27 protein-coding genes are annotated in these 26,399 nt (G+C 35.5%); 22 read left to right on the forward strand and 5 right to left on the reverse strand.

Annotated features, from left to right (window positions below; genetic code table 11):
- Positions 1-273: 273 nt before the first annotated feature.
- Entirely contained in the window at positions 274-897 is a 624-nt protein-coding gene (gene lexA / locus ACOI1D_RS07110) for a transcriptional repressor LexA (protein WP_422500402.1), read from the reverse strand.
- Between the two features lie 295 nt (positions 898-1,192).
- Between lexA and ACOI1D_RS07115 the strand changes: the two genes are divergently transcribed.
- From ACOI1D_RS07115 to ACOI1D_RS07155, 9 genes are all read left to right on the forward strand, one after another.
- Entirely contained in the window at positions 1,193-1,831 is a 639-nt protein-coding gene (locus tag ACOI1D_RS07115) for a YneB family resolvase-like protein (RefSeq protein ID WP_422500404.1), read from the forward strand.
- Positions 1,832-1,913: 82 nt separating this feature from the next.
- Positions 1,914-2,147 (forward strand): DUF896 domain-containing protein, encoded by a 234-nt coding sequence (locus tag ACOI1D_RS07120; protein WP_422500406.1) that lies wholly within the window; start codon positions 1,914-1,916, stop codon positions 2,145-2,147.
- 97 nt (positions 2,148-2,244) lie between these two features.
- Positions 2,245-4,248 carry a transketolase gene (gene tkt / locus ACOI1D_RS07125; protein WP_422500408.1) on the forward strand — a complete coding sequence of 668 codons (2,004 nt, stop codon included), beginning with the start codon at positions 2,245-2,247 and terminating at the stop codon, positions 4,246-4,248.
- A gap of 125 nt (positions 4,249-4,373) precedes the next feature.
- The gene (gene sirA / locus ACOI1D_RS07130) at positions 4,374-4,832 is read left to right on the forward strand and encodes a sporulation inhibitor of replication protein SirA (RefSeq protein ID WP_422500410.1); all 459 of its coding nucleotides are present in this window, start codon (positions 4,374-4,376) and stop codon (positions 4,830-4,832) included.
- Between the two features lie 45 nt (positions 4,833-4,877).
- On the forward strand, positions 4,878-5,096 hold the full coding sequence (locus ACOI1D_RS07135; protein ID WP_422500412.1) for a YneF family protein: 219 nt from the start codon (positions 4,878-4,880) through the stop codon (positions 5,094-5,096).
- Between the two features lie 165 nt (positions 5,097-5,261).
- Complete coding sequence (locus ACOI1D_RS07140) at positions 5,262-5,966, forward strand: cytochrome c biogenesis CcdA family protein (RefSeq protein ID WP_422500414.1); 705 nt, start codon at positions 5,262-5,264, stop codon at positions 5,964-5,966.
- 51 nt (positions 5,967-6,017) lie between these two features.
- Positions 6,018-6,443 carry a Na(+)/H(+) antiporter subunit B gene (locus ACOI1D_RS07145; RefSeq protein WP_422500416.1) on the forward strand — a complete coding sequence of 142 codons (426 nt, stop codon included), beginning with the start codon at positions 6,018-6,020 and terminating at the stop codon, positions 6,441-6,443.
- A gap of 23 nt (positions 6,444-6,466) precedes the next feature.
- Positions 6,467-6,829, forward strand: coding sequence for a response regulator (locus ACOI1D_RS07150; protein ID WP_422500418.1), 363 nt, complete (start codon positions 6,467-6,469; stop codon positions 6,827-6,829).
- 56 nt (positions 6,830-6,885) lie between these two features.
- Positions 6,886-7,365 (forward strand): CcdC family protein, encoded by a 480-nt coding sequence (locus ACOI1D_RS07155; RefSeq protein ID WP_422500514.1) that lies wholly within the window; start codon positions 6,886-6,888, stop codon positions 7,363-7,365.
- A gap of 371 nt (positions 7,366-7,736) precedes the next feature.
- Here the strand turns inward: ACOI1D_RS07155 and ACOI1D_RS07160 are convergent, their stop codons facing one another.
- Positions 7,737-8,159, reverse strand: coding sequence for a DUF2621 family protein (locus tag ACOI1D_RS07160; protein ID WP_422500420.1), 423 nt, complete (start codon positions 8,157-8,159; stop codon positions 7,737-7,739).
- A gap of 239 nt (positions 8,160-8,398) precedes the next feature.
- On the opposite strand from ACOI1D_RS07160, the gene ACOI1D_RS07165 reads away from it, so the two are divergent.
- The 6 genes from ACOI1D_RS07165 to ACOI1D_RS07190 all read left to right on the forward strand — a co-directional run bounded on the left by ACOI1D_RS07165 (position 8,399) and on the right by ACOI1D_RS07190 (position 14,546).
- The gene (locus tag ACOI1D_RS07165; protein WP_422500422.1) at positions 8,399-9,529 is read left to right on the forward strand and encodes an ATP-binding protein; all 1,131 of its coding nucleotides are present in this window, start codon (positions 8,399-8,401) and stop codon (positions 9,527-9,529) included.
- Positions 9,530-9,758: 229 nt separating this feature from the next.
- A complete protein-coding gene (gene acnA / locus ACOI1D_RS07170; protein ID WP_422500424.1) occupies positions 9,759-12,470 on the forward strand; it encodes an aconitate hydratase AcnA in 2,712 nt (903 codons plus the stop codon).
- 213 nt (positions 12,471-12,683) lie between these two features.
- Positions 12,684-13,265, forward strand: coding sequence for a redoxin domain-containing protein (locus ACOI1D_RS07175; RefSeq protein ID WP_422500426.1), 582 nt, complete (start codon positions 12,684-12,686; stop codon positions 13,263-13,265).
- Positions 13,266-13,324: 59 nt separating this feature from the next.
- Positions 13,325-13,468 carry an FbpB family small basic protein gene (locus tag ACOI1D_RS07180; RefSeq protein ID WP_422500516.1) on the forward strand — a complete coding sequence of 48 codons (144 nt, stop codon included), beginning with the start codon at positions 13,325-13,327 and terminating at the stop codon, positions 13,466-13,468.
- A gap of 353 nt (positions 13,469-13,821) precedes the next feature.
- Positions 13,822-14,244: an acyl-CoA thioesterase gene (locus ACOI1D_RS07185; protein WP_422500428.1), complete on the forward strand. Its 423-nt coding sequence runs from the start codon at positions 13,822-13,824 to the stop codon at positions 14,242-14,244.
- Positions 14,245-14,246: 2 nt separating this feature from the next.
- Positions 14,247-14,546, forward strand: coding sequence for a hypothetical protein (locus ACOI1D_RS07190; RefSeq protein ID WP_422500430.1), 300 nt, complete (start codon positions 14,247-14,249; stop codon positions 14,544-14,546).
- 27 nt (positions 14,547-14,573) lie between these two features.
- On the opposite strand, the gene yidD is transcribed toward ACOI1D_RS07190, so the two are convergent.
- The 3 genes from yidD to plsY form a co-directional block, all read right to left on the reverse strand.
- Entirely contained in the window at positions 14,574-14,798 is a 225-nt protein-coding gene (gene yidD, locus ACOI1D_RS07195) for a membrane protein insertion efficiency factor YidD (protein WP_422500432.1), read from the reverse strand.
- A 17-nt stretch (positions 14,799-14,815) separates the two neighbouring features.
- Positions 14,816-15,754, reverse strand: a complete 939-nt coding sequence (folE2, locus tag ACOI1D_RS07200) for a GTP cyclohydrolase FolE2 (RefSeq protein WP_422500434.1) — start codon at positions 15,752-15,754, stop codon at positions 14,816-14,818.
- Positions 15,755-15,842: 88 nt separating this feature from the next.
- Positions 15,843-16,427: a glycerol-3-phosphate 1-O-acyltransferase PlsY gene (plsY, locus tag ACOI1D_RS07205; RefSeq protein WP_422500436.1), complete on the reverse strand. Its 585-nt coding sequence runs from the start codon at positions 16,425-16,427 to the stop codon at positions 15,843-15,845.
- Between the two features lie 237 nt (positions 16,428-16,664).
- Between plsY and ACOI1D_RS07210 the strand changes: the two genes are divergently transcribed.
- The 7 genes from ACOI1D_RS07210 (at position 16,665) to ACOI1D_RS07240 (ending at position 26,381) form a co-directional block, all read left to right on the forward strand.
- Positions 16,665-17,729 (forward strand): ABC transporter ATP-binding protein, encoded by a 1,065-nt coding sequence (locus ACOI1D_RS07210; RefSeq protein ID WP_422500437.1) that lies wholly within the window; start codon positions 16,665-16,667, stop codon positions 17,727-17,729.
- Positions 17,729-19,255, forward strand: coding sequence for an ABC transporter permease/substrate-binding protein (locus ACOI1D_RS07215; protein ID WP_422500439.1), 1,527 nt, complete (start codon positions 17,729-17,731; stop codon positions 19,253-19,255). Before ACOI1D_RS07210 ends, ACOI1D_RS07215 begins: the two co-directional genes overlap by 1 nt.
- 14 nt (positions 19,256-19,269) lie before the next feature.
- On the forward strand, positions 19,270-19,686 hold the full coding sequence (locus tag ACOI1D_RS07220) for a CoA-binding protein (protein ID WP_422500441.1): 417 nt from the start codon (positions 19,270-19,272) through the stop codon (positions 19,684-19,686).
- 294 nt (positions 19,687-19,980) lie between these two features.
- Entirely contained in the window at positions 19,981-21,933 is a 1,953-nt protein-coding gene (gene parE, locus ACOI1D_RS07225) for a DNA topoisomerase IV subunit B (protein WP_422500443.1), read from the forward strand.
- A gap of 14 nt (positions 21,934-21,947) precedes the next feature.
- A complete protein-coding gene (parC, locus tag ACOI1D_RS07230) occupies positions 21,948-24,383 on the forward strand; it encodes a DNA topoisomerase IV subunit A (protein WP_422500444.1) in 2,436 nt (811 codons plus the stop codon).
- A 128-nt stretch (positions 24,384-24,511) separates the two neighbouring features.
- Positions 24,512-25,159, forward strand: coding sequence for a TetR/AcrR family transcriptional regulator (locus ACOI1D_RS07235; protein WP_422500446.1), 648 nt, complete (start codon positions 24,512-24,514; stop codon positions 25,157-25,159).
- A gap of 79 nt (positions 25,160-25,238) precedes the next feature.
- Positions 25,239-26,381, forward strand: coding sequence for an acyl-CoA dehydrogenase family protein (locus ACOI1D_RS07240; RefSeq protein ID WP_422500447.1), 1,143 nt, complete (start codon positions 25,239-25,241; stop codon positions 26,379-26,381).
- Positions 26,382-26,399 lie beyond the last annotated feature (18 nt).

Consider the following 26,399-nt stretch of genomic DNA (forward strand, 5'->3'; position numbering starts at 1 on the left):
TTTTTTAAATTATCCTTTTTATTCTCGCTTTTTCTGTTCATCAGAGATTGCCTCCTTTGAATAAATTATGCGAATTAGCTTGTTACCGTTCAGGCTTTTATGCAAGGGAAAAAAAATAAGCAGTGCACCCAGGTTTAGATGTTTGCTACTTCTAAGTTATTAAACTAGGATCAGATGACAATATGGTGTCATGAATGTTGTGTTTTTGACGTTCAGGGTAGAATTTTTATCATAATAAACCCCTGACACAAAAGCGTGTCAGGGGTTTATATTTTAATGAATATTTCTATATAATCCCACTACTTTACCCAAAATAGTTACGTTTTGATAGATTAATGGATCCATTGTAGCATTTTCTGGCTGCAATCGTATATGGTCTTTCTCTTTAAAGAAACGTTTTACAGTTGCCTCATCTTCATCAGTCATAGCTACGACAATGTCTCCATTTTGAGCTACGTTCTGCTGTTTTACAATTACCATATCCCCATCTAGTATTCCAGCCTCTATCATACTCTCACCCTGAATAATTAATACAAAAATATTATCGTCTGGTGACGAAGACGAACTTGGTAGTGGTATAAATTCTTCAATATTCTCAACGGCGGTAATTGGTACACCAGCTGTAACCTTTCCAATTACAGGAGCATATCTAACTGCTTCTCTTGGGACGTTACTCTCTAGGGAAAGATCTAATACCTCAATAGCTCGTGGTTTTGTTGGATCTCTTCTTATATATCCTTTACTTTCCAACCTTGACAAATGACCATGTACGGTTGAGCTGGATGCAAGGCCAACTGCCAAAGCAATTTCTCTAACAGATGGCGGATAACCTTTTTTACTTACTTCATCTTTAATATATTCAAGAATTGTTTCTTGTCTTTTAGATAGTTTTGTCATCTATGTAACACCTCACGCATAGGATTTATTAATAATAGTTTATCACATTTTCCCAAAAAAGCAAACATCCGTTCGAATAACAGTTGACAAGACCATACGTTCGGTGTAGTCTATTACTAGAGGCGAACAGGGGTTCTTAAAATTAGAAAGGGTTGATTTTAATGTTTAATAAAGTAACCAAAACTGATGCATTTTATTTAGTAGCTTTTGCATTGACCTTAGGATTTTTATACTTTTCTATGATTATGAGTGCTTAACGGATATTGAAAAAACTAGTATGTGGAGCGTATGAACAGTGAACACTATATTGTATTGTCGTGTAAGTACTGACAAAAAAGAGCAAGAAACATCTTTAAAAAGACAAGAACAGGAGTTAATAGAACTTGCACATCTAAACGGTATGAATGTTTTAGCAATTATAAAAGAACAAGCTAGTGGGTATGAAATAGAACGGGATGGCGTTTTTGAAATGCTCGAGTACTTCGCCAATGAAGAGGCTGAATGTTTATTAATTCAAGATGAAACACGTTTGGGACGGGGTAACACGAAAATTGCACTGTTCCACCAACTAAATAAGTTAAATGTATCTATATATACTGGAATTCATAATGGTGTTCTTGAGTTATCTGAATCTGATTCTATGGTTTTACAAATTGTAGGTGTAGTAGAGGAATATCAACGAAAGATACATAACATCAAAATTAAACGGGGAATAAATAAAGCAATCAAGGAAGGTTATGATCCAGCTAAAAATTTATCTAATCGTAACCTGTCTTCAGGTAGACAACGCAAGGAATTTCCTATTAATGAGGTTGTTCGATTGCGCGGGCATAAGTTAACATTTGAAGAAATTGCAGTGACTTTAAACGGCTTAGGATACAATGTGTCAAAAGCAACTGTACATCGCAGATATCAAGAATATCATAATACTTGAATTAACGAGCATAGAACGGTAATATTAATGAGCAGGGACTGGTTTAAAGTTCGTGCTTTTTTATATGTTAGGAGGTAAGAAGATGATTTCTAAAGAAAAGTTAGAACGCATTAATAAACTCGCAAAGAAGTCAAAGTCTGAAGGATTAACAGAAAAAGAAAAAACTGAACAAAAAGCATTACGTAAGGAATATCTTGGTAATGTCAGATCATCTTTTAAAAATCAATTTAAAACCATGACAGTGATGGATCCAGAGGGCAATGATGTTACACCTAAAAAGGTCAAAGATATGCAAAAGAAGGACAAGAAAGATTAAATTTACAGAAACTGTTAACATGACACTTGTTACAACTTGTATTTCATTATAGAATTGAAGAGGATTAAAACAAGTTCCACAAAGAAGGGGAAACAATATGACTACTAATGTTGAACAATTATCAATAAATACTATTCGTACACTAGCAATTGATGCAATTGAAAACGCAAACTCAGGCCATCCTGGTTTACCAATGGGTGCTGCTCCAATGGCGTACACATTGTGGACGGATTTTATGAATCAAAACCCTAAACACTCAAAATGGTTTAATAGAGATCGTTTTGTTTTATCTGCAGGACACGGATCTATGCTGTTATATGGTTTATTGCACTTAGCTGGATACGATGTAACAATTGATGACTTAAAGAACTTTAGACAATGGGATTCAAGAACACCTGGACATCCTGAAGTGCATCATACTGACGGTGTAGAGGCAACAACTGGACCATTGGGACAAGGTGTTGCTATGGCAGTTGGTATGGCAATGGCAGAAACACATCTTGCAGCAACGTTTAACAAAGATGATTTATCTATTGTCGACCATCATACATACGCACTTGTTAGTGATGGTGATCTAATGGAAGGCATTTCGCATGAAACTGCGTCACTAGCTGGACATTTAGGTTTAGGTAAATTAATCGCATTATACGATTCAAACGATATCTCATTAGATGGGGAATTAGATCGTTCATTTTCTGATAATACAGAACAACGCTTTAAAGCATATGGGTGGCAAGTTATCCGTGTAGAAGATGGAAATGATGTAAATGCACTTAGAAATGCAATTAAAGAAGCAAAAGAAAATAGTGAACAACCAACTTTAATAGAGGTGAAAACAGTTATAGGATTTGGTTCTCCTAACAAATCAGCTTCATCTGCATCACATGGTGCACCACTTGGTCTTGATGAAGCTAAACTTACAAAGGAAGCTTATCAGTGGCCACATGAAGACTTCCATGTTCCAGAAGAAGTTTATAAAGATTTCGATGAAAAAGTTGGTAAAAGCGGGCAAGATGCAGAAGAAAACTGGAATCAATTATTTGATACTTACAAAGAAAAATATCCTGAAGATGCACAAAAGCTGGAACTAGCCATTAACGGAGAGTTACCATTAGACTGGGAAAAAGATTTACCTGTTTATCAACCGGAAAAAGATAAACTAGCAACCCGCGCATCATCTGGTGAAGTGCTCAATGCGATTTCTGAAAAACTTCCAAATCTTTTTGGAGGAAGTGCTGATTTAGCTGGGTCAAATAAAACGACAGTTAACAATCAAACTGATTTCTCCCGTGAGAACTATGCTGGGAAGAATATCTGGTTTGGTGTTCGGGAATTTGCAATGGCAGCAGCATTAAATGGTATGGCACTACATGGAGGACTTAAAGTATACGCTGGTACATTTTTCGTGTTTAGTGACTATTTACGTCCAGCAGTCCGCTTATCAGCTATTATGAACCTTCCAGTAACGTATGTGTTCACTCATGATTCTATAGCAGTTGGAGAAGATGGTCCAACACATGAACCAGTAGAGCATTTGTCTGCATTTCGTTCAATGCCTGGTTTATCATTAATTCGCCCTGCTGATGGAAATGAAACACAGGCTGCATGGCGTCTAGCGCTTGAATCAACCAACAGACCTACTGCTTTAGTATTAACTAGGCAAGGACTCCCAACACTTGAAGGAACAAAAGAGCAGGCTTATGAGGGCGTTAAAAAGGGTGCATATGTGGTGAGTAAAGGTGAAAAAGAAACTCCTGATGCATTACTACTCGCAACGGGATCTGAGGTTCAATTGGCAGTAGCTGCACAAAAAGAGCTAAAAGCTAAAAATATTCATGTTAATGTAGTGAGTATGCCTTCATGGGATCGTTTTAACGAGCAGGATACTGCTTATAAAAACGAGGTAATTCCTCCACAGGTGAAAGCACGCCTAGGAATTGAAATGGCTTCACCGTTTGGCTGGGAACGTTACGTTGGAGACCAGGGTGCTGTTCTTGGAATTGATACTTTTGGCGCATCTGCAAAAGGTGACAAAGTTATAGAAGAGTATGGTTTTACTGTAGCCAACGTCGTTGAAAATGTAGAAAACTTAATTAGATAGTGAAGAAAGGTCCTAACAATGGTTAGGACCTTTTACTTTCGACAAAACTAGTGATAATACGCAACTAATTATGACACTTTTTTGAAAATAGAATACGTATAATAGTAATAAAAGGAGTGATATTGTTGAATACGTATTCTATTTATCCTATAAGAAATGAATTTGCAGAACGTTATTATTATAGAAGTGAAATTCTTTATCGTTTTTTAAAACAATACCACCAAAATGACCATAATAAGGTTCTAGATGATCAATTTAATGAAATAACCTATTTTTTTTGTAAAAAAGAGTTGAATAAGAAAATAAAAACATTGTATAATAATAAAGCTATAGTAAAAGATGGTAGAAACGTACTAGAAATAATGCATAATAATCACTATATCTCTTTACATATTAGTGAAAAACAGATAGACTTTCGATGTGATATGCTAATAGATGCGGAAGCGCTGTTATTTCCTATCTTACAATTGTTCCATCCATCTTTATTTGTATTGGATAATGAATTACATAATTATGGTTGGATTTCACCAGTAACAAAGATGAAGGGTCATTTAAATGAGGAAGTATTGTATTCTACTCTTTAATTTACTATACTGTATGAGAGACAACACGAAGGGGGAAGGCTTGAAATGGGCACGATTTGGGTCGTATTAATTGCCGTAGTAGCTCTAATTGCTGGAGTTGCTCTTGGTTTCTTCATAGCAAGAAAATATATGATGAATTACTTAAAGAAAAACCCACCAATCAACGAACAAATGCTACGAACTATGATGATGCAAATGGGTCAAAAACCATCACAAAAGAAAATTAATCAAATGATGCGTTCAATGAACAACCAGAGCAAATAGTAGTTATTATGTACAATAGGCATAATACTGTATCTTACCCCTTAATACTTGATAGTATTAAGGGGTATTTCAAATGTTGTATTATTGTCAAATTCCACAACTGAATCTTTTTCTGTTTCTGTTAAACTAAATATTAAATAAGCGAATGTTTTTTGGAGGGCTACTATGTCAGAAATTAATATATTTGTTGCATTTGGTGCTGGAATTCTATCTTTTATCTCACCTTGCGTGTTACCACTATATCCCGCTTTCTTATCCTATATCACCGGTATGAGTGTTAGTGAAATAAAAGACGATAATGTTATGTTAAAGAAAAAGAGTATATTACATACTATATTTTTTTTGCTTGGTTTTTCAAGTATATTTATTGTACTTGGCTTCGGCTCAACATTCGTATCAGAATTTCTAACTACTTACAATGATTTAATCAGACAAATTGGAGCAATTTTAATTGTGTTTTTTGGATTAGTTGTAGTTGGAATACTGAACTTTGAATTTCTTATGAAAGATAAAAAAATAACATTTAAAAATCGTCCATCAGGTTTTTTTGGTTCATTCATTATTGGTATGGCCTTCTCGCTGGGGTGGACACCCTGTATGGGGCCAATTTTAATGGTTGTAATTTCACTTGCTGCAACAAATCCGGACCTTGGAATGGTCATGATGATTAGTTATGTACTGGGCTTCTCAGTTCCATTTTTGATTCTTTCCTTTTTTATCGGAAAATTATCCTGGATTAAAAAGAATAGTCTAAAAATGGTTAAAATAGGTGGATATGTTATGATTCTTATGGGGATTGCTTTATTCTTTGATTGGATGACTAAACTTACATCATTTTTAGCTGGCACATTCGGCTTCACAGGATTTTAATAGATTTTTCAATTCGATTGTATTAGTATATAAAATAAAGGAGCATTACTGATGTATAAACCAAATGACCTAATACTCCGAACAACGACATCACTTATAGCATTTATACTATTAGGATTTGCAGTTTATTTGTTGTTAGCTGGTCACAATGCACCAGGTGGAGGATTCGTAGGAGGACTAGTAACTTCTGGAGCCATTCTTTTGATGTATATGTCATACGGTATAGAGGCTGTAGAAAAAATATTACCAGTTAATTTTAAAATGCTGATACCTGTCGGGTTGCTTATAGCACTATCTACAGGTATTGGTTCATTCATATTTCAGGTTCCATTTTTGTCTCAGACATATGGTTATTTTACAATTCCTATATTTGGTAAAATTGAATTAGCTACAGCTATGATTTTTGACCTTGGGGTTTTTATAACTGTTTTAGGTGTTACCATTACAATCATTTTATCTATTGCGAATGATCAATAAGTGTTGTTAGGGGAAATGACAGAATGACAAATGTTCTTATTGTTGATGATGCAAAGTTTATGAGGGTTACTCTTACTACTATGTTACAGAATGAAAACTATGTAATAGTTGGAGAAGCTGAGAATGGTAAAGAGGCTATTGAAATGTACAAAGAGTTGAAACCGGATATTGTCACAATGGATATTACAATGCCAGTTATGAATGGAATTGATGCTTTAAGAGCCATAAGAGAATTCGATACGCAAGCTAAAATTGTTGTTTGTTCTGCTATGGGCCAACAAAAAGTTGTGTTGGAAGCCATCGAAATAGGGGCTAGTGATTTTATTGTAAAACCTTTTGATGAGAATAGGGTTATTGATACTATCGAGAGGGTTTTACATAAATAATAAATTGGATAATAGCGAAAAGCTTATAATTGAAGCCAGTGAAAGAGTTGATAAATATGTTTTGGGTTATTGTAAGTTCAATAGGTGCAATGTGTATGGCAGTATTAGCGATTTTCCTGCGCTTAAAATCTGCAAAAAAACCTGCTTCTGTTAAGAAAATTATTTTGCCACCATTATTTATGAGTACAGGGGCATTGATGTTTATTTTCCCAGAATTTCGAATTGAGTGGAGTCAAGTGCTGGAAGCTCTTTTGGTTGGTATTGCGTTTTCCATACTATTGATCTATGGCTCAAAATTTGAGATAAAACAAAACAATATATATCTTATACCATCAAAGTCTTTTGCATTAATTCTTTTTGGTTTATTACTATTACGGATCATTTTAAAATTAGCACTCAGTGGTTCAATTTCATTATATGAAACCAGTGGCATGTTCTTTTTATTAGCATTTGGTATGATAATATCCTGGAGAATCGCTATGCTAATCAAGTACAAAAAATTAGAAAAACGATTAAAATATACAGAAGTGCATTAATACATAAAAACTCTGGTTCCCATTCAATTAAAAGGGAACCAGAGTTTTTTCCTTATACTGTTTTCTAAAAGATTGTTGATTTTAAACACAAAATCTATAATCTGCGACATAGTGAATACTTTTTCGACGCCGTTCCGACAGAATACTTTGCTTTCCGCGGGAACGGCCTTATTCTCCTCAGAAGCAAAGAACGCTTCTTCCGGGGTCTTCGGACACGTGCTGTTCTAAGCAGGAGTCTACGTATTCCGCCTCCACTATGAATCCTATGTTTTTATCAACTGCGAGATTAAACAGCAACAAAACATACGAAAAGACCCTTTCCTTAAGGTGAGATACAAAGAAACCTACGCAGTGACAGACTAAGTTAGTAATTAAAAATAGGGTTCATATGGTGTGACATCTATGTTTTTTTCAGCAAGTTTTTTCCTTAAAAATTTATGATCTCTTTTTGGTGTAGCAACAATGTATCCTTCAATTAAAACATCTTCAGTAATTTTTTTCCTGTTTTTACGAAGTGCTACTTCTCCTATTTTGCTTGCTATTTTATGCCTCGCAATATCCCGGAATAATTCCGGAACTGGTGTCACTAGTTCTTCTAAGAGTGCTTTTTCTTTCTTCCCCCACATATGCCTTGTTTTGTCCATGTAATATTCTTCCCAATCCATATTCGACTTACCATCCTCTTTAGGAAGTTTTTTTAGAAATTTGCGAAACATGAAAAAACCGCCGATTCCCATCAATCCAATTAACAAAAATCCCCAAAGTATAATTAAGTATTCGATAAACAATGACATATAATCACCTTTTTTCTAATTTTTCCACTAATAAATTATATAAAAGATATATTTTTTTCGCTAAGTATAGTAAGATTACTAATAATTAGTAATCTTTTCCTTAGTCTTTAACATCATTCATACTCTTTCATTATAAAAGTACATAGACTTTCTTACAAGTGACATATTTTTTAAAATAACATCATATATATTAATTATACACAAAAATTATGTTGGAATCTGTAACTAGGGGTGAAGCGATGAAATCTAATTCTTTTACGGAGCGAAAACATCAGGCTAATGTAGATAGTTCGTATTCTGATGAAAATGAAATAAACCGAAAAATCTATTCAGAAATGAGCGAACTACCACCTGATATAATCAATTGGATTGAAAACAATAGCAATGAATTAATTTCAATTTGGGATAACACTGGGAAAGCTATGTTTTTTTCTAACTCTATTAAACGTATATTAGGGTATACAAAGAATGACTTAGAAGATAAATCATGGTTTGAATTAGTTTCTCCAGAAGATGTTACTAACATAAAAAGGTATTATGCGGACACCGAAAAAAAAGATGATAGCCACACTTTCAATATCAATATAAGGAACAAACAAGGTAAATACATTTGGACCGAATGTACGATTTCCAAACTAGAAAACAATGATGATGACAGTCATTATTTTGTTTCCATGCTCAAAGACATATCTGACAAAAAAGAGGCCGAGGAAATGATGGTAAGGTCAGAGAAGATGTCTGTTGCTGGACAATTAGCTGCAGGAATCGCTCACGAAATAAGGAATCCACTAACATCTTTAAAAGGGTTTATGCAATTATTACAGGCAGGCGTAAATGGAAAAGAAGAATATTATAAAATTATGATTGATGAAATCGAGAAAATGGAAACTATTACTTCTGAACTACTATTTATCTCTAAACCATTAACTAATAATAGGAATCAGGAAGTGGTAGAGGTAATGATTCACGAAATTGTAGCGTTATTGTTACCTCTAGCGCGCTTGAAAAATGTAGATATTAAATGGACAAGACAAAGTAAACACAGTATATATTGTGACCGATCACAAATTAAACAAGTAATAATAAATATTGTTAAAAATGCAATTGAAGCAATGGATGAAAAAGGCACAATAGAAATTATTATTACCGAAAATAAACTAGAACTTGAAGTTGCAATTATAGATGATGGACCTGGGATTCCTGAAGAAATCATCCATAAGTTAGGTGAACCGTTTTTCACAACAAAAAAAAGTGGGACTGGCCTTGGTTTGATGATATCAAATCAAATTTTGCAAAAACATGATGGAAGACTGGAGATTGAACAGAATATGGATAAGGGAAGTACATTTAAAATTATCTTACCACTGTAGCTTTAATAAATTATTGGTATAATTAACTTTATCATTATTATATTTTGAGTATAACTGTAGCTTATCACTTTGAATAATATTTTAATATACGGTAAAAGGCATATAACATTTGTTTTATATGCCTTTTTCATTTAAGATAAATAAGAAAGATTAATAGCTTTGTCCTAGATTTAACCGTGCAATAATATAAGTCTTCGACGAATAAAGAGTGAGGGGAGTAATACACATAATGACACAAAATGATGCGTTTCAGGCAAAAAAGCAGTTTGAGCTTAATGGTAAGACATATAATTATTACCAACTGAAAGCTTTAGAAGAGGCTGGGATCGGCAATGTTGGCAGACTACCATTCTCAATTCGTGTTCTGTTAGAATCTATCATTCGTCAGCATGATGGACACGTGATTAAAGATGAACATGTAAAAGGTCTAACCAAATGGGGAACAAAAGAGGGTGAAGGTGTAGATGTACCATTTAAGCCTTCACGTGTGATTTTACAGGATTTCACAGGTGTACCTGCAGTTGTAGATCTTGCTTCACTGCGTAAAGCAATGGTCGACCTAGGTGGCGAACCTGATAAAATTAATCCTGAAGTTCCTGTGGATTTAGTTATTGACCATTCGGTACAAGTAGACCAATATGGTTCAGCAGGTGCATTACAGGCTAATATGGATTTAGAATTCCAACGTAATGGTGAACGTTATGAATTTTTACATTGGGCACAGAAAGCATTTGACAACTACCGTGCAGTTCCACCAGCAACTGGTATTGTTCATCAAGTAAACCTTGAATATATTGCTAATGTCGTCCATGAATTAGAAAACGAAGATGGAAGCTATAATGCTTTCCCTGACACATTATTTGGGACTGACTCACATACTACGATGATCAATGGACTTGGTGTTCTTGGCTGGGGTGTTGGTGGTATTGAAGCAGAAGCTGGAATGTTAGGTCAAGCTTCATACTTACCGGTCCCAGAAGTTATCGGTGTTAAATTCACAGGTAGCTATCCAAACGGAACTACTGCTACTGACTTAGCATTAAAAGTAACACAGGTTTTACGTGAAAAAAGTGTTGTTGGCAAGTTTGTAGAATACTTCGGTCCTGGTCTTAAGGATATGCCTCTAGCTGATCGTGCTACAATCTCAAATATGGCACCTGAATATGGTGCAACATGTGGGTTCTTCCCAGTTGATGAAGAATCTTTGAGCTACTTAAGATTGACTGGACGTAAAGAAAACCATATTGATTTAGTTGAGAAATATTGTAAAGAAAACAGCTTATGGTATTCTTCAGATCAACCAGATCCTGAATATACAGAGCTAGTTGAGATTAACTTATCAGATCTTGAGCCAAACTTATCTGGTCCAAAGCGCCCACAGGATTTAATTCCACTTTCTGCAATGAAAAAGGAATTTAACAAGGCAATTACAGCTCCAGCTGGAAACCAAGGATTTGGTTTAAATAAGTCAGAATTTGATAAACAGGCTACAGTTAACTATTCGGACGGTAGTACATCTGTTATGAAAACTGGTGCTCTAGCGATTGCAGCTATTACATCTTGTACAAACACATCTAACCCATATGTAATGTTAGGGGCAGGATTAATTGCTAAAAAAGCTGTTGAAAAAGGTCTAACTGTACCTGATTATGTGAAAACCTCACTTGCACCAGGTTCAAAAGTAGTTACTCGCTACTTAGAAGATTCTGGGTTAACACCTTATTTAGACAAATTAGGATTTAACCTAGTTGGTTATGGTTGTACAACATGTATCGGTAACTCTGGTCCTTTAAAAGAAGAAATTGAAAAAGCGATCGCTGATAATGACCTAATAGTTTCTTCTGTATTATCTGGTAACAGAAACTTTGAAGGAAGAATTCACCCGCTTGTTAAAGCAAACTATTTAGCTTCACCACCACTTGTAGTTGCATATGCTTTAGCTGGAACGGTTGACATTGATCTTGTAACTGAACCACTTGGTACAGATAGCGAAGGAAATGACATTTACATGACAGACATTTGGCCAACAATGGAGGAAATTAAGGAACAGGTAGAAAATACTGTTAAACCTGAAATTTTCCGTAAAGAGTACGAAAACGTATTTGATTCTAATGAAAAATGGAATGAAATAAATACAACTGATGAACCTTTATACAAATGGAATAATGAATCAACATATATTCAAAATCCACCATTCTTTGAAGGATTGTCCAAAGAAGCAGGTACAGTTAAGCCATTAAATAAACTTCGTGCAATTGGTTTATTCGGTGACTCAGTTACAACTGACCATATTTCTCCGGCAGGTGCAATTGCAAAAGATATGCCTGCAGGTAAGTATTTACAGGAAAAAGAGGTTTCACCTCGTAATTTCAACTCTTATGGATCACGCCGCGGTAATCACGAAGTAATGATGCGTGGAACATTTGCTAATATTCGTATTCGTAATCTACTGGCACCTGGAACAGAAGGGGGATATACTACCTACTGGCCAACTGAAGAAGTTATGCCTATTTATGATGCTTCAATGAAATATCAGGAAAATGGTACTGGCTTAATTGTTATGGGTGGTAAGGATTATGGTATGGGAAGTTCCCGTGACTGGGCTGCAAAAGGTACAAACCTGTTAGGTATTAAAACTGTAATTGCTGAAAGTTTTGAACGTATTCATCGTTCAAACCTGGTAATGATGGGCATACTACCATTACAATTCAAAAAAGGTGATAGTGCTGATAAATTAGGACTATCTGGTAGAGAAACATTTAATATAGAAATTGATGAAACTGTAAAACCGCAGGACTTAGTAAAAGCTACTGCTACGGATGAAAATGGAAAAATTACTGAATTTGAAGTGATCGCTCGTTTTGATAGTGATATAGAAATTGATTACTATCGCCATGGCGGTATTTTACAAATGGTTCTACGAAATAAATTAAAAGCATAATCTTTTTTAAAAAAACTTCTTCACCAAGTGGTGTGGAGTTTTTTTGTCTTTTAGGAAGTTTAAAATCGTGGGCTATCGATAACTTTGATACATAAACAACCACATTCTTATGAACGTTGAATGAACTTTATCGCAAGTTACTTTACATTTCTCTTATTCATCACTACTATTAATTAATAAACATATTCCGGTAAAGATTTGAGGAGAGAAGGCATGATTAAAAAAGCAATTGCAACAGGAATATTAATGCTTTTAGTAGGTCTTTTGATTATAAATGTAATAAATACAAATGGGAGCAGTATTCAAAAAGAAACCGACGTAACCAATAGTGCAAATAATGGGGGCACAGCAATTTATTCACCAGTTGAGTCTGGACTTGAAATTGGTCAGCAAGCACCGGATTTTGAATTAGAAACATTAGCTGGAGATAAAGTGAAGCTATCCGATTTACGTGGGAAAAAAGTTTTTCTGAATTTTTGGGCTACATGGTGTCCCCCATGTAAAGAAGAAATGCCTGAAATGCAAAATTTTTATGAGACGCATTCTGATGAGGTTGAAATACTTGCAGTTAATGTGACTGGCGAAGAGACAAGTGTTAATGTTGTACGGGATTTTATTGATAAGTACAATTATACCTACCCAATATTATTAGATAAAAAATCAAATGTATTTGAGACATATGTAAAAATAAATGTTATACCTACTACTTATTTTATTGGAAAAAATGGGATAATCCAAGGGAAAAAAGTTGGGCCAATGACGTATAACTATATGGAAGATATGCTTGAAAGTTAAAATAGGTTTATAAATTTTCTATTAGTTGGGAATACTTCTTTAAAAAGGAGTGGATTTTTATTTCTTTAAAGAGAAGGCTTTCTTATAATGATTTACTAATTGAAAATCGAAAGGAAATCATGGAAGATCAATCAGTCTTAGAAAAAATTGAGTCAAGGTTTGAAATGAAATATGAACAATTACCAAAAAATAAAGAAGCATAGACTAAAAAGCATTTCCTTATTTGGAAATGCTTTTTAATTGTTTAGGAAACTATAGATTTCAATGGCTATTGATAACTAGACACCTAAACAGCCACGTCCAGCGCCCATTGCCTGATGCTGCACATCGATTTCCTTACGATAATAGTTCTACATTAGTCAAACTTCCCACAACTGACGCTACGTGTTTTCCTTTATCTCATTAAGGATGTTCGATTGAAACCGCCACTTTATGTGGGCACAGGTAATACGGGAATGACCGGCGCTTGCGCTTTTGTTCTTTGATTTTTCCTTAGATGATTATGCTCAACTATGCTACTATGAAAAATGTGAAAGATAGTTAGGAGGAGCACATGATGAGTATAGTAACTACAGAAATAGAAGTAAGGTATCAGGAAACAGATCAAATGGGAGTAGTATATCATGCGAATTATTTAGTATGGTTTGAGATAGGTCGAACCAAATTTATTGAACATTTAGGATTCCACTATGCCGAAATGGAAAAAAGTAATGTTGTTTCTCCTATCGTAGACGCCCAGGTATCATTTAAGAAACCAATAAGATATGGGGAAAAGGCTATTGTTGAAACATGGCTTGAACAGTATGATGGGCTGCGTTCTGTGTATGGCTACCGAATATTAAATCAAAACCATGAAATTGCAATTACTGGGACTACGAAGCACGTGATAGTAAAAAAAGACAACTTCCGTCCGTTGTCACTTAAACGCACATTTCCAGATTGGCATCAGGCTTACAAAAATGAAATTGAAGGTGATTAAGGATGGCATTTGGTCTTAAACGTAAAGAATTACATCAGTGGAAGAATAGTGTTAAAAATGGGGAAATATCTTTTCTAACACATTACTGGCAGGATGACAGGTTTCCGGGATGTTACACTGTTACCAAAGTTGGTTGCAATGACAGAAAAAAATTAATTTCCTGGGGGAAACAGTATCAATTACAGGAAAACTGGATACATGCTGATAAAGACTTTCCACACTTTGATTTATTTGGGGAAAAACAAATAGAAATTCTTCTAGAAGAAAACCAATTGGAACAAATAGAAAAATTCAATCTGTAAAGGCTATTGGAAACCCAATAGCCTTTACTATTTTTCCTTTTTTTCGGGGACTAAATCTATACCTCCAGAATGAAAGGGATGACACTTTGCTATTCGTTTAACCGTCAGATAACCACCTTTTATTGCTCCAAAGCGTTTAACGGACTCAAGTCCATATTCAGAACATGTAGGGTGAAATCTGCATGATGGTGGTTTAAACGGACTTATTGCCTTACGATAAAACGTAATAAGTGAAATAATAACAAATTTCATGTAGGATCAATCCTTTTTTACTGTGTAATGTAATCCGCTTTATCAATAGTAACAGATGCGATTGCATCATGCATGTGTATAGATTCCTCATTTCGACAGGCCACCCTGAACCTGGTAACAAACTGCATTTCAAATAAATCAGCGGCAACCAGCCTAACAATATCCTCAACAAAGCGTGGATTTTCATAAGCTTGTTCTGTTACCACTTTTTCATCTGTTCGTTTTAAGACAGGATGAATACGTGCACTTGCATTACTCTCCGCTGCCTCTAATAACATTTCTTTCCAATCTATTTTAGTTTCATCGAAATCATCTGTGATCGTAATATCCATTGAGACAGAACCACGCTGATTGTGTGCACTATACTCACTAATTTCTTTTGAGCACGGGCAAAGAGTTGTGATTAAACCTGATAATGATGCATTCACAGTAAAGCCATTATTACTATCATATGACACTGTTAGGCTAACATCTGCATGGTTCATTCCGGGCATGCCGGATTGTGGTCCAGTCCTCTCATAAAACCAAGGAAATGATACCTGAACCTCTGCATCCTCCTGGTTCAGTCTGGATGCTAATTCTTTCGTAAAAGCTTTTAGTGTTGATAAATTTGTATTAAAGCCATCATTTTGATAATAATTGGTTAATTGTTCCATAAAACGACTCATATTTGTTCCCTTACTTGTCTTTTTAATGGAAGAGGTAAACGTAAACGTTCCAATTGTTGACTGCCTCAGCGGCGCAATATGACTCTCAACGGTTATTGGATGTTTAACGTTTGATATTCCGACCTGATCTAAGTCAAACAAAAAATCTTTTTCTGTATTTTGTAAATCAGCCATCTTTTCTTTTTCGGTTGGCTTTGTTTTGACTCCAGGGGATACAGAACCAAAAAGTTTAAGCCGTTTTTCTTTATCTGGTAAATTTACTTTCAGGGATGTAGGTGTTTTGATCATGACAGTGTCCCCTTTCTTGCAAGAATAGTTAAGATTATAAACAATTAAGTAATGTTATTCAATTTATTAGTTTGAAAAAGGGATTGTGTTACATCCATGTGATTTTCGGCTCATTACCCTTAACAATCCGTTTTATATTATCCTTATGGCGATAGGATACAAATGTAGCCAGTAAACATGTCACGATTATCAATCCTATATCCTCTTGCAGCAAAATAGCGGCAACAACAGTTATAACACTGGTAATTATTGATGATAGAGATACATATTTGGAAATGTACAATGTTAGTATAAATGCGAGTAGGATAGTAGTAAATAATAGAGGGCTGACACCTAAAATAATACCCCCTGATGTCGCCACAGCCTTACCACCCTTAAACTTTGCAAATACAGGGTATGTATGACCTGCAACAGCAAAGAGACCTATAGCTAATCGATAAACGTCAGCATCAATTAAAAATGGAATTAAGGTTGCTATTGTACCTTTTAATATATCTGCAATCGTTACAATAATTCCAGCCTTAATACCTAACACACGGAATGTATTCGTAGCACCTAGATTTCCGCTCCCATGTTCACGAATATCTTTCTTGTAGCCCAGCTTTCCTACTATTAATGCGGATGGAATCGAACCTAATAAATAGGCAATGACGGCAAGTATAATGTATTCCATGTCTTATCCTTCTTTCTATTAATATATAATATACTTACCTGTATTTTATCATGAAGTCACGGGCTAAAGAACCTAAAAGTGTGACCTTAAGCTAATTTTATAGTAACAAACCAAATTTATGTTTCTAAAATTGTGATCTGGGGTAAGTATATTCATATAGATTTTATCATTTTATTAGGATATTTTTGATGAAGTCACCCTTATGTAAGGGAATAAATTTATAAAAGGACGAGGATTATGATCGAATTTAATAATGTGCACAAGGTATACCCTGATGGAACTGAAGCACTAAAGGATTTTTCTTTAAAAGTAGAAAGTGGAGAACTATTAACATTGATTGGACCTAGTGGTTGTGGAAAAACAACGACCATGAAAATGATAAACCGCCTTATTGAACCCTCTTCTGGTGCAATCTACATAGGTGACAAAGATATTAAAGATTATAAGATAAATGAGTTGAGGTGGAATATTGGCTATGTCTTACAGGATATTGCACTTTTTCCGCACATGACAATAGCTGAAAATATTTCTGTCGTACCCGAAATGAAGAAGTGGAAAAAGAAAAAAGTAAGAGAACGAGGGATTGAACTATTGGAAATGGTGGGACTAGATCCATCAACTTATAAAAAAAGAATGCCTAGTGAGTTATCTGGGGGGCAACAACAGCGAGTCGGGGTAATTCGCGCGCTTGCGGCCGATCCGGATATTATCTTGATGGATGAGCCATTTAGTGCATTAGATCCTATCAGTAGGGAACAATTGCAAAGAGACATTCGGGTATTGCAAAAGGAAATTAAGAAAACAATTGTTTTTGTAACACATGATATGGATGAAGCAATGGCTATTGGTGATAAAGTGTGTTTAATGAAAGATGGGCAAGTTGTTCAGCTTGATACACCACAGCAGTTAATATTGAATCCCAAAAATCAGTTTGTAAGGGACTTTATTGGTGAGAGAAAATCACCTTGGCAAACTGCAGTAGATGTAATTGCAGATCAATCCCAAAAACATGTTATCACTCTTTCTGACTACGAACAGGGATTGTATGAAAAATCGGGATTATTCGCTATAAAAGATAAAGATAACATGTATGTTGGGTCTGTAAAAAATGGAGATAAAGTTGATATTAAAGTAATTAATAATGATATTCCTTTGTTTCAGGCAACTGAAATAATTGAGTCTGATGAACAAGCAATTTTACCTGTTTTAAAAGGGCAGAAACTAGTTGGAGTATTAACAAACAAAGATATAATTACCTTCCTGCGAAGTAAAACCAAGGTAGAAAACGGGGTGGTTCAATAATGACTGAATTCATCGATGTTTTCCAGAAAAGACAGGATGTTTTACTTGAAACAATATGGGAGCATTTGCAGATCTCATTGGTCGCATTAATCATTGCTATTTTCATTGCAGTTCCCCTGGGTTTACTATTAACACGTTATACTAGAATTGCTGAGCCAATTATTGGCGTAACAGCTATTTTGCAAACCATACCAAGTCTTGCAGTATTAGCATTTTTAATTCCTTTTTTCGGTATTGGAAAAACTCCAGCAATTATTGCTTTAACAGCATATGGACTATTACCTATTTTACGAAATACGTATACTGGTATCAAAGAGGTGAATCCATCGTTAAAAGAAGCTGCAACTGGAATGGGAATGAGTTCTTTTAGACGACTTACCAAAATAGAACTACCAATCGCGATGCCCGTCATTATGGCCGGGATTCGTACGTCTATGGTATTAATAGTGGGGACTACCACAATTGCTGCTTTAATTGGTGCCGGGGGTTTAGGTGAACTAATTTTACTTGGTATTGACCGTGGTGCAGATATAAACTTAATACTTTTAGGAGCAATCCCAGCTGCTTTATTAGCAATTTTACTAGATATTATCTTACGTGGGTTTGAATTTGTATCAAAACGTGCTGGTTTTAAATCCTTCGTTGCAATGTTAATAATTGCTGTATTAGTGGTAACAACACCATTTATGTTCAACGGTAACAACAAAGCAGACATAGTAATTGGTGCTAAACTTGGGTCTGAACCGGCAATTTTAATCAATATGTATAAATTGCTAATCGAGGATGAAACTGACCTTGAGGTCGAATTAAAGCCAGGGTTAGGTAAAACAGCGTTTGTATTTTCAGCACTTCAAGGTGACAGTATTGATATTTATCCTGAGTTTACCGGTACTGCAATCGTAACGCATTTAAATGAAAAAGCAACGAGCAATAAGCCTAAAGAAGTATATCAACAAGCAAAGGAAGGCATGAAAGAAGAGTATGATATGGCATTTTTACAGCCAATGCAATTTAACAACACATATGCTGTTGCAACAACAAAAGAATTGGCTGAAAAATATAATTTAAAGTCTATTGCAGATTTAAATAGAGTAGAGGATGACTTCACTGCAGGATTCACCTTAGAATTTAAAGACCGCAAAGATGGTTATGTTGGGATGCAGGATCTATACAATATTGATTTTTCTAAGGTTGTTACGATGGAGCCTGGTATAAGGTCTGAAGCATTGTCTAATGGTGAAGTAGACGTAATTGACGCATATGCAACTGCTAGTTATATGGTCAAATTGAATTTGGTCACTTTAGATGACCCTAAGAATCTGTTCCCACCATATCAGGGGGCACCACTTTTAAGACAGGAAACATTGATCAAGTATCCTGAGCTAGAACAAATACTAAATCAGCTTGGTGGAAAAATCACAGATGATCAAATGCGTGAAATGAACTACCAAGTTGATTACAAAGGTAAATCCCCGGAATCAGTTGCCAGAAACTATTTAACTGAACAGGGGTTACTTGATAACTAAAGGAGTGTCAATAATTGGAAATTAAGAATCCATCAAATGACGAAATCAAAAAGGTTTTACTAGAATCAAAAAGTATAGCGGTTGTAGGTTTATCGGATAATCCAGCAAGAACTTCTTATCAAATATCAAAAATTATGCAGGATAAAGGTTATAAAATTATTCCTGTGAACCCACAAGTAAAAGAAGTATTGGGAGAAAAAGCATATGATTCCCTAAAAGATGTTCCGAACTCTATTGACATTATTAATGTCTTCAGGAGGTCAGAACACTTACCAGCAATTGCTGAAGAGGCTGCCACCACAAAGGCAACTATTTTCTGGGCGCAATTAGGTGTTTCAAACGAGGAAGCATATGCTTATCTAAAAGAACGTAATTTCACTGTAATTATGAACAATTGCATTAAAGTCTCTCATTCAATGTTAATTGGGTAGAGTAAAACTTCATTCTACACTAGTTTTATACTATTTATACCTAATCAAACGGTTCAGCTTTATCCCTCATTAAGCAGGGGTGAAGCTGTTTTTTTGATTATAATTTTGATTTATTTTGACATTAGTGAGATTAATGCTATTATTTATCAGTCTATACAAGCGGAAATTAATTGTAGTATACTAATTAACAGACTCTGCATGATTTAATTTATACATTTACAATATAAAACATTTGTTCTATTCTTAAATAGACATAGAGATTTGGACATGTAAGCTGAAAGGAGTAGATGGTAATTGGTTAAAGAACCGTTAAGTTATACCGATGACTCTATTCAGGTACTTGAAGGACTAGAGGCTGTTCGAAAAAGACCTGGTATGTATATAGGGAGTACAGATAATCGCGGATTACACCATTTGGTACATGAAATCGTTGACAATTCAGTTGATGAGGCGTTAGCCGGTTATGGTGATACTATCAAAGTTAAAATACATAAAGACAACAGTATTTCAGTTGAGGACAGCGGGAGAGGAATCCCAGCAGGCATGCACAGCTCTGGTCGCCCAACGATTGAAGTTATTTTCACCGTTCTGCATGCTGGTGGTAAATTTGGACAGGGAGGATACAAAACAAGTGGTGGACTTCATGGAGTTGGAGCTTCAGTTGTTAATGCGCTATCCGAATGGTTAGAAGTAACAAGCTATCGTGATGGACAAATTTACTTTCTGCGGTTTGAAAATGGCGGAAAGCCTGTTGGTACCTTGGAAAATAAAGGGACTACAAGAAAAAAAGGCTCTATCATTCATTTCAAACCGGATCCTGCTATATTTTCTACAACAGTCTATAACTTCGAAACATTATCTGAAAGACTTAGAGAAGCGGCATTCCTATTAAAAGGATTAAAAATTGAATTAACCGATGAAAGAGACCATACAAGTGAAACATACCAATATCCTGATGGTCTTGAATCGTTTGTAGCGTACTTAAACGAGGAAAAGGATGTACTTCATTCTGTCGTCTCCTTTGAAGGTGAGCAACAGGGTATTGAAGTTGATTTTGCTTTTCAATTCAACGATGGATACTCGGAAAGCATGCTCTCTTTTGTTAACCATGTGCGGACAAAAGATGGTGGAACGCACGAATCTGGTGCTAGGACTGGCATAACGAGAACGTTTAATGACTATGCCCGTAAATCAGGCATCTTAAAAGATAAAGACAAAAATTTAGAGGGCACTGATATTCGCGAAGGGTTTACTGCAATTGTATCTGTACGTGTTCCAGAAGAAAAACTGCAATTTGAAGGGCAAACGAAAGGTAAATTGGGTACGTCAGAGGCAAGATCCGTCGTCGATGCAGTCGTTTCTGAAAGACTTTCCTATTTTCTTGAAGAAAACCCTGATAATGCGGGTCTATTAGTTCGAAAGGCTGTTAAAGCTAAGGAAGCTAGAGAAGCTGCTCGAAAAGCACGTGAGGATGCACGCACAGGTAAAAAGAAACGACGTAAAGATTCGTTACTAAGTGGAAAACTGACACCAGCTCAATCTAAAAATCCTCAGAAGAATGAACTTTATTTAGTAGAGGGGGACTCTGCTGGAGGGTCAGCTAAACAAGGCCGTGATCGAAAATTCCAAGCAGTCTTACCGCTTAGAGGTAAAGTTATAAATACAGAAAAAGCTAAATTAGAAGATGTTTTAAAAAATGAAGAAATATCAACTATCATTCATACGATTGGTGCAGGTGTCGGCGGTGATTTTGATTTAGAAGATGTACAGTATGATAAAATTATTATTATGACCGATGCTGATACAGATGGAGCTCATATACAGGTATTATTGTTAACTTTCTTTTATCGTTATATGAAACCTTTAATTGAGGCTGGCAAGATATACATAGCATTGCCACCGTTGTATAAAGTTTCAAAGGGTAAAGGGAAAAACGAAAAAATTGTATATGCCTGGGAAGATCACGAACTTAAAGATGTATTAAAACAATTTAAAAACGGCTATACAATCCAGCGCTATAAAGGTCTGGGTGAAATGAACGCAGATCAATTATGGGAAACTACCATGGATCCTACTACAAGAACGTTAATTCGAGTAACATTAGAAGATTTAGCAAGAGCTGAAAGACATGTTACCACGTTAATGGGGGATAAAGTAGAACCCAGACGAAAGTGGATAGAAAGCCATGTTAAATTCGGTATGGATGATGACGTAAATATATTAGAAAACGACAAGATTCATACGTAATAAGGGGGGATCGTATGTCACAACCAGAAAAATATTTAGATCTTCCACTCGAAGAAGTAATTGGGGATCGATTTGGAAGATACAGCAAATATATTATTCAAGAAAGAGCTTTACCTGATGCAAGAGATGGACTGAAACCTGTACAACGCCGCATACTTTATGCTATGTATGAAGATAGAAACACACATGACAATAATTTTCGTAAATCTGCCAAGACAGTTGGTACAGTAATTGGTAACTACCACCCACATGGAGATTCTTCCGTTTATGAGGCGATGGTTCGGTTAAGTCAGGACTGGAAGATTCGCAATGTATTAATTGAAATGCATGGTAATAACGGTAGTCTTGACGGTGATCCACCTGCTGCAATGCGTTATACGGAAGCTCGCTTATCTAGTATTTCCTCTGAATTACTAAGAGATATCGACAAACATACGGTTGATTTCATTCCAAACTTTGACGACACAAATGATGAACCAGTTGTATTACCGGCGAAGTTTCCAAATCTGTTAGTAAATGGATCAACTGGTATATCAGCTGGCTATGCTACGGATATTCCTCCACATAACTTAGCAGAGGTTATAGATGCAGTGATTATGAAAATTGATAATCCATCAGTAAATGTTCAAGAATTAATGCAGGTGATTAAGGGCCCAGATTTTCCTACAGGTGGTATTATTCAAGGATTAGAGGGAATTGTTAAAGCTTATGAAACAGGAAAAGGAAAAATAATTGTTCGCGGTAAGGCTAAAGTCGAAAAAATTCGAGGAAATCGTGAACAAATAGTCGTTGATGAAATTCCATTTGAAGTAAACAAAGCAAATATGGTAAAAAGAATTGACGAGTTGCGAATTGACCGCAAAGTTGAAGGGATTTCTGAAGTTCGAGATGAAACAGATCGTACAGGACTTCGAATAGTAATCGAGCTTAAAAAAGATGCAAACAGTGAAGGGGTACTTCATTACTTGTATAAAAATACAGATTTGCAAGTAACCTACCACTTCAATATGGTAGCAATTGAAGACAAAACGCCGAAGCTTCTATCTTTGCCAAAACTACTTGATGCCTATATTTTTCATCAGAAAGATGTTGTCACAAGACAGACAAATTTTGAATTAAAAAAGGCAAATGAACGGTCCCATATTTTGGAAGGATTAATAAAAGCTATTTCTATTTTAGATGAACTGATTGCCAAAATTAGGTCGTCTAAGAATAAAGCTGATGCCAAAAGCAGGATTATTGAAGCCTATGACTTCTCTGAACCACAGGCCGAAGCTATCGTAATGTTGCAATTATACCGATTAACTAATACAGATATCACATCTCTTGAGAAAGAAGCAGAGGAATTAAGAAAGAAGATCGCTGAATTAGAATCAATCCTTGCTAGTGAAAAGAAATTATTTCAAACCATTAAAAGTGATTTGAAGAAAATAAAAAAAACTTACGCAGATAAGAGAAGAACCATTATCGAAAATAAAGTCGAGGAACTAAAGATTGATATAGAAGTTCTGGTAGCAAGTGAAGATGTACTGGTTTCTACTACTAGAGACGGATATATCAAACGGACAAGTCTAAGATCCTATGCCGCTTCGAACGGTAAGGACTTTGCTATGAAAGATGAAGATCATTTAGTAGGATTATTTGAATTAAATACAACAGACAAGATTTTATTGTTTACGAATAAAGGTAAATACTTGTATCTGCCTATTCATCAGTTACCTGATATAAGGTGGAAGGACATTGGACAGCATATATCAAACATCGTAGCCTTAGATAAAGATGAAAAAATTATTAATTGTATACCAGTGCGGGAGTTCAAAGAAAACCAATTCATCATTTTCTTTACACGCAATGGAATGGTTAAGCGTAGTGAGTGGAGTCAATATGACGCTCAACGTCACTCCAAGTCATTAGTAGCGTTAAACCTTAAAAAGGGTGATGAAGTTGTAAATGTTCATTTGACTGAAGGGCACTCTGACTTATTCATAGCAACAAACACTGGATACGGTTTGTGGTACCATGAAACAGAAGTAACACCTGTAGGCCAACGCGCTGCTGGTGTAAAGGCAATACTATTAAAAGACGATGATTTTGTTGTGAACGGCCAGGTTTTTGATGATCTAAGTGACCCTTCATTAGTATTGGTTACACACCGTGGTGCTTGTAAACGCATGAAACTAAAAGAGTTCACAAAGACTAGTCGAGCTAAGCGGGGATTAACCATGTTAAGGGAATTAAAGAAAAAGCCACATAGGTTAGTTGGTTTCTATTTAACTAACGACAAAGAGACAATTACACTAAAGACGGATAAGGATATTATTCAGAATGTCTTCCCGTTGGATCTGACATTAAGTGATAGATCAAGTAATGGTTCATTTGTAATCGATTCAGATAACCAAGGTGAAGTAGTGGAAGTTTGGAAAGAAACAAATTACGAAAAATTAAATTAACGTATATTGCAAAGACAGCACATAAACTTTATGTGCTGTCTTTTTTACAACTACAAAAAAGTTAGTGGTGCTGAGTAAAAGTTTCACTTTATATAATCTGAAAAATATGATAAGGTAAAAATAGTGATATGGGAGGAGGGTTTATAACGGATCTACGTCAAAAGATTGTTCAATCATCCTTACTTTTATTTGAGAAACAAGGCTTTCATGGTGTAACAGTAAATCAGATTGTAGCAGACGTTGGTACGTCAAAGGGTGGCTTTTACCATCACTTTACATCAAAGGATGAATTGCTTTTTGTTATCCATGATACGTTTATTACATATGTACTAGAAAAAGCAATTATTGCCAATGAAACGTATGATTCACCAACAAAGAAGCTCCAGGCAATCATTAAAGACTTCGTAAAAGTGTTTGATCTTTATAAGCCCCATATTTCCGTTTTTTATCAGGAAACGATATATTTAAAACCGGAATATGAGATTCAAATTAAAAAAAAGCGAGACCAGTTCAAACAAATTATCACAAAGGCGATACGTGAAGGAAAGGCTGCCAAAGAGTTTCGCCAGGATCTCTCAGTTGAAATAACAACCATGTCAATACTGGGTATGGTAAACTGGACATACAAGTGGTATAAACAACATGGAGATAAGACCATTGAAGAGATTGGTGATATTTATGTCGATCTAATCCTGCACTCTGTTTTACAGGTTGAAACTTTATACAGCTCATCATATAGTGATGTGCTAATCGAAAAATCTTTTTTTACAACATGAAAGTAATCGCTTTCATTTTTTATTGAATTATACAGACCAACCAGTCGGTCTAAGTGGTAGATTACGAGGAGGAATAGTAATGAATTTTGAATTAACAAAAGAACAATTAATGATTAAAAAAATGGTTCGTGACTTTGCAGAAGAAGTTATAAAGCCAAGAGCTATTGACATTGATGTAAAAGCAGAATTTCCAGAGGACATTTTCAAACAGATTGGTGAGCTAGGGTTACTAGGTTTACCATTTCCTGAGGAATATGGTGGCTCAGGTGGAGATACCATCTCATATGCACTAGCAGTTGAAGAAATTGGCCGCGTATGTGGAAGTACTGGATTGAGCTATGCTGCAGCTGTCTCGTTAGGGGCAAGTCCAATTTATTATTTTGGAACAGAAGAACAAAAGAAGAAATATCTAACTCCTCTAGCCGAAGGAAAGTCGTTAGGCTCATTTGGCCTAACAGAACCAAATGCTGGATCTGATGCTGCTGGTACGAAGACGACTGCTGTAGTAGATGGCGACGATTTTATCATCAATGGAGAAAAATGCTTTATTACAAATGCAAGCTACGCTGCAACCATAATTGTAACGGCTGTAACCGGAAAAGATGATCGTGGTAAGAATATTATTAGCGCCATAATTGTTCCAACAGATGTAGACGGCATTACAATTACAAGTAATTACGACAAAATGGGTGTACGTGGTTCTGATACAGCAGAAATTATCTTACAGGATGTTCGAGTTCCAAGAGAAAATTTACTTGGTGATCCACAAAAAGGCTTTAAGCAGTTTTTGCACACATTAGATGGCGGAAGGATATCTATCGCGGCACTCGGCTTAGGCATTGCACAAGCATCGCTTGATAAAGCATTAGCTTACTCGAAGGAACGAAAACAATTTGGGAAATCCATTTCCAATTTCCAGGCAATCCAATTTAAACTTGCAGATATGTCAATGGAAATAGAGTTGGCTCGTAATATGATTCATAAGACAGCTTGGTTAAAGGACCAAGGTAAACCTTTTACGAAAGAATCTGCATATGCAAAACTTTTTGCAACCGAAACTGCGACTAGAGCTGCAAATCAGGCAATCCAGATACATGGTGGGTATGGTTATATGCGCGAATATGAAGTAGAACGTTACCTCCGTGATGCAAAATTGATGGAAATTGGTGAAGGAACTTCCGAAATACAACGTTTAGTTATAGCTAGGCAGTTAGGTCTTTAATAACTAGTTGGAAAGGTG

The organism is Virgibacillus sp. DJP39 (genome assembly GCF_049310925.1).
Lineage (GTDB): Bacteria > Bacillota > Bacilli > Bacillales > Amphibacillaceae > Virgibacillus_F.

Bases quoted from the DNA above. Each gene is read 5' to 3' on its own strand.
- lexA (WP_422500402.1), bottom strand. From the start codon at position 897: ATGACAAAACTATCTAAAAGACAAGAAACAATTCTTGAATATATTAAA.
- ACOI1D_RS07120 (WP_422500406.1), top strand. From the start codon at position 1,914: ATGATTTCTAAAGAAAAGTTAGAACGCATTAATAAACTCGCAAAGAAG.
- tkt (WP_422500408.1), top strand. From the start codon at position 2,245: ATGACTACTAATGTTGAACAATTATCAATAAATACTATTCGTACACTA.
- ACOI1D_RS07135 (WP_422500412.1), top strand. From the start codon at position 4,878: ATGGGCACGATTTGGGTCGTATTAATTGCCGTAGTAGCTCTAATTGCT.
- ACOI1D_RS07140 (WP_422500414.1), top strand. From the start codon at position 5,262: ATGTCAGAAATTAATATATTTGTTGCATTTGGTGCTGGAATTCTATCT.
- ACOI1D_RS07145 (WP_422500416.1), top strand. From the start codon at position 6,018: ATGTATAAACCAAATGACCTAATACTCCGAACAACGACATCACTTATA.
- ACOI1D_RS07150 (WP_422500418.1), top strand. From the start codon at position 6,467: ATGACAAATGTTCTTATTGTTGATGATGCAAAGTTTATGAGGGTTACT.
- ACOI1D_RS07155 (WP_422500514.1), top strand. From the start codon at position 6,886: ATGTTTTGGGTTATTGTAAGTTCAATAGGTGCAATGTGTATGGCAGTA.
- ACOI1D_RS07160 (WP_422500420.1), bottom strand. From the start codon at position 8,159: ATGTCATTGTTTATCGAATACTTAATTATACTTTGGGGATTTTTGTTA.
- ACOI1D_RS07165 (WP_422500422.1), top strand. From the start codon at position 8,399: ATGAAATCTAATTCTTTTACGGAGCGAAAACATCAGGCTAATGTAGAT.
- acnA (WP_422500424.1), top strand. From the start codon at position 9,759: ATGACACAAAATGATGCGTTTCAGGCAAAAAAGCAGTTTGAGCTTAAT.
- ACOI1D_RS07175 (WP_422500426.1), top strand. From the start codon at position 12,684: ATGATTAAAAAAGCAATTGCAACAGGAATATTAATGCTTTTAGTAGGT.
- ACOI1D_RS07185 (WP_422500428.1), top strand. From the start codon at position 13,822: ATGAGTATAGTAACTACAGAAATAGAAGTAAGGTATCAGGAAACAGAT.
- ACOI1D_RS07190 (WP_422500430.1), top strand. From the start codon at position 14,247: ATGGCATTTGGTCTTAAACGTAAAGAATTACATCAGTGGAAGAATAGT.
- yidD (WP_422500432.1), bottom strand. From the start codon at position 14,798: ATGAAATTTGTTATTATTTCACTTATTACGTTTTATCGTAAGGCAATA.
- folE2 (WP_422500434.1), bottom strand. From the start codon at position 15,754: ATGATCAAAACACCTACATCCCTGAAAGTAAATTTACCAGATAAAGAA.
- plsY (WP_422500436.1), bottom strand. From the start codon at position 16,427: ATGGAATACATTATACTTGCCGTCATTGCCTATTTATTAGGTTCGATT.
- ACOI1D_RS07210 (WP_422500437.1), top strand. From the start codon at position 16,665: ATGATCGAATTTAATAATGTGCACAAGGTATACCCTGATGGAACTGAA.
- ACOI1D_RS07215 (WP_422500439.1), top strand. From the start codon at position 17,729: ATGACTGAATTCATCGATGTTTTCCAGAAAAGACAGGATGTTTTACTT.
- parC (WP_422500444.1), top strand. From the start codon at position 21,948: ATGTCACAACCAGAAAAATATTTAGATCTTCCACTCGAAGAAGTAATT.
- ACOI1D_RS07235 (WP_422500446.1), top strand. From the start codon at position 24,512: ATGGGAGGAGGGTTTATAACGGATCTACGTCAAAAGATTGTTCAATCA.
- ACOI1D_RS07240 (WP_422500447.1), top strand. From the start codon at position 25,239: ATGAATTTTGAATTAACAAAAGAACAATTAATGATTAAAAAAATGGTT.